This window comes from Desulfocastanea catecholica, from assembly GCF_054657295.1.
In genome coordinates, this window is the sequence record NZ_BAAHYZ010000078.1 from 1 (window position 1) to 3,657 (window position 3,657).

A 3,657-nucleotide genomic window follows, 5' to 3' on the forward strand; every position below is an offset into this window, starting at 1 on the left:
CAGCGGACTTTTATCCGGGTGGGAGGTCGTGGGGATGACGGACCGATCCTCGATCCTGGCGATGGCGAGAAGATCGTACATTTTAAGGAGAGTTTGTGAATCAAGGCCGACGGAGGCCGCGATGGTATCGTCAGGTTTCTTTTCCACTCGCACCGAGCGCATATAAGCCCGGATGGCAGCCAGCCGTTTCAGGGCTGTGCGAACCGGTTGTTCATCTCCGGCCGTCAGCAGATTGGCCAGGTATTTTACCGGGATTCTGAGGTTGTCGACAGCTGTCATAATGTCCTCATTTTTAGCCAATGCCTCGACGGGACTGAGGGGTGGAATGTACCAGACCATCGGTAAAGTCCTGAATTCCGGGTGCAGCGGCAGGGCCAGCTGCCATGTCTTGGCCAGCGGATAAATCGGCGACCGCCTGGCAGCTGCCATCACGTGATCGGGAATACCTTGGCTTCGTGCTGTACTGATCGTTTCCGGATCCGATGGGTCGAGAAAGAGATCCAGATGGGCCGGATAGACCTCCCTGTCGGTTTTGGCCGATGCGGCTTCATAAATGCGGTCGGCGTCGTAAAGAACCACCCCGACATAGCGGATGCGGCCGACGCAGCTATGGGCACAAAGCGTTGTAAGACCTGCCTCAAGCCGCGGATAACAGAAGATGCATTTCTCCGATCGTCCGGTCTGCCAATTAAAATAGACCTTCTTGTAAGGACAGCCCGACACGCAGTAGCGCCACCCGCGGCACCGTTCCTGGTCGACGAGCACAATGCCGTCTTCGTCCCTCTTGCACATCGCCCCCGAGGGGCACGAAGCGACACAGGCCGGGTTGAGGCAGTGCTCGCACAACCGGGGCAGGTAGAACATGAAGGCCTGCTTGAAGGAAAGATAGATGGCGTGATCAAGACCGCTGAAGTCAACGTCCCGAGCTCCGGTCTCGCAGACACCAGCCAGGTCGTCGTCCCAATTGGGCCCCCATTTAATTTGCATGGGTTCTCCGGTCAGCTGGGATTTCGGACGGATGGAAGGCTGGTGTTTTTTAATAGGGGCAGTGATAAGGCTCTCGTAATCATAGTCCCATGGCTCGTAATAGTCGTCAATGACAGGGAGGTCGGGATTATGAAAAATACGGGAAGCCTTGTGCAGGCGTCCGCCGGCCTTGAGGCGGAGCTCGCCTTTGTCCATGATCCAACCGCCTTTATGCAGCGACTGGTTTTCCCATTCACGGGGATAACCGATGCCCGGCTTGGTCTCGACGTTGTTGAACCACATATATTCGGCGCCCTTGCGGGTGGTCCAGACATTTTTGCAAGGAATACTGCAGGTATGACAGCCGATACATTTGTCCAGGTTGAGCACCATGGACAGCTGGACTTTAATCTTCATACCAATCCACCTCCCCGGCTTTACGTACCACGATCACCTCGTCCCGTTGGGACCCGACCGGACCGTAATAGTTGAAGCCGTAGCTGAGTTGGGCGTAGCCGCCGATCATATGCGTCGGTTTCACCATAATTCGGGTTACGCTGTTGTGGGTGCCGCCTCGCTGTTTGGAGAGTGAGGAGCCCGGTGTATTGATGAGACGCTCCTGGGCATGGTACATAAAGGCCGCACCAGGAGGAATCCGGTGGCTGACCACGGCCTTGGCCATGACCACCCCATTTTCATTGAAGCACTCGAGCCATTCATTGTCTTTCACTTCCAGAGTCCGTGCGTCTACGTCGCTGATCCAGATGGCCTCGCCACCGCGAAACAGGGTGAGCATAATCAGGGTATCGGAATAGGTGCTGTGGATTGACCACTTGGAATGGGGTGTCAGGTAGTTGAGGGCCAGACTCTTTCGCCCATCCTCTGTTATGCCCGGTTTTATTTTGGCAAGTGCTTCTCCAACGCTATAGGGACTATTATCGACAGGCAGATGAAGAGGTGGTCGGTATAAGGGGAGTCCCTCCCCGAAATTGAGCATCCAGGGGTGGTCAAGGTAAAACTGAGCTCGACCGGTCAGCGTCCTGAAAGGCACTTTTTCCTCGATATTGATGACAAAGGGTGAATAGCGCCGGGTTTCAGATTCGATACCGCTCCAGACCGGTGAGGTGATGATTTTTCGAGGCTGGGCTGTGATATCATTGAAGGAAATCTTCTCGTCCCGGCGTCCGGCGCTCAGATGGGTAAGGGACAGCCCACTCTTTTTTTCAACCCCGGCCCAGGACTTGAAGGCGGTTTCGCCATTGGTCTCGGGCGCCAGTTTCAAGATGACCTGGGCGGCCTGCTTGCCGGTGGTAAGTGACGGCATACCATAACTCTTGCCGGGGGTGGTTACCGTACCGAGTTCGACGGCAAGCTCTTCATACTCCTCTTTGCCGGACCAGGCGACGCCCTTAGAGCCAACTCCCACCTGATGGACCAAAGGCCCCAATGCCGTCATCATTTTATAGGCATTGGGGAAATCCCTGGTGATCACCGAGAGCTGTGGCATGGTCCGCCCAGGTATCGGCTCAGTTTCACCCTTGCGCCAGTCAAGGATTTCCGACTGACCAATCTCACCCGGACTGTCGTGCAGGAGAGGAGTCGCGACCAGGTCTTTCATCTCCCCCAGGTGGACTGCAGCCAATTCGGAGAATTTCTCAGCGATCGCGCTGAACTGGTCCCAACTGGTCTTCGCCTCCCATGGCGGGTCCACCGCCGGGTTGAACGGATGGATAAAAGAGTGCATGTCGGTGGTACTCAGATCGTGCATCTCGTACCAGCCCGCTGCCGGCAAAACGATGTCGGAGTACATGGCGCTGGTCGACATACGAAGTTCCAGGGTGACCAGAAGGTCGAGTTTTCCTTCGGGGGCCGGGTCCCGCAAGGTAATCTCCTCGGGACGGAGCTCACTCTCGGCGTTCTGTACACCGTTGTCAACACCCAGGAGATGCTTGAGAAAATATTCATGGCCCTTGCTGCTGGCCCCAAGCAGATTAGCCCGCCAGAGAAAGAGTACCCGGGGAAAATTATCCGCATGGTCGGGGTCTTCGACGGCAAAGCGCAGCGAGCCGTTTTTCAGCTGTTCGACTGCATGCGCGACAATATCCTTATCCGTGGCTGCACCTTTCTCCACTGCCTCTTTGCAGATATCCAAGGGATTGCGATTGAACTGAGGGTAAGAGGGCAGCCAGCCAAGTCGGACGGCAACGGCGTTGTAATCAGCCATATGTCGAAGAGAATCGCCACCGGCCATGGGCCAGAGAAGTGATTCAGCGTTAAGGTCATCATAACGCCACTGGTCGGTGGCAAAGTAGTAGAATGATGTACCGTTTTGCTGGCGTGGCGGGCGTGTCCAGTCAAGACCGAAGGCAAGCTGGGACCAGCCGGCCTGGGGGCGTACTTTTTCCTGCCCCACATAGTGAGCCCATCCTCCGCCGTTAACTCCTTGGCAGCCACAGAGGGTTGTCAGGTTGACGATGGCCCGGTAGATCATGTCGCTGTGATACCAGTGATTGGTCCCCGCACCTAAAAAAATCATGGACTTGCCGTGGGTCTTGTCGGCATTTTCGGCGAACTCTCGTGCCACATGGATCACCTCCTGCCGGGCCACGCCGGTTATTGCCTGCTGCCATGCCGGGGTGAAGGGCCGGGGGTCGTCATAGCCTGTGGGGTAATGAACAGAGGTGTCCTGCT

At 56.2% G+C, this 3,657-nt stretch carries 2 protein-coding genes; both read right to left on the reverse strand.

All coding sequences use genetic code 11. From position 1 onward, the window contains the following. Positions 1-1,383 (reverse strand): nitrate reductase subunit beta (gene narH, locus ACYQ8U_RS22735; protein WP_459947848.1); only part of this gene is annotated, 1,383 nt, incomplete at its 3' end. Then, the coding region (locus ACYQ8U_RS22740; protein WP_459947849.1) for a nitrate reductase subunit alpha at positions 1,373-3,657 on the reverse strand (2,285 nt) is incomplete at its 5' end. The genes ACYQ8U_RS22740 and narH, both read right to left, overlap by 11 nt.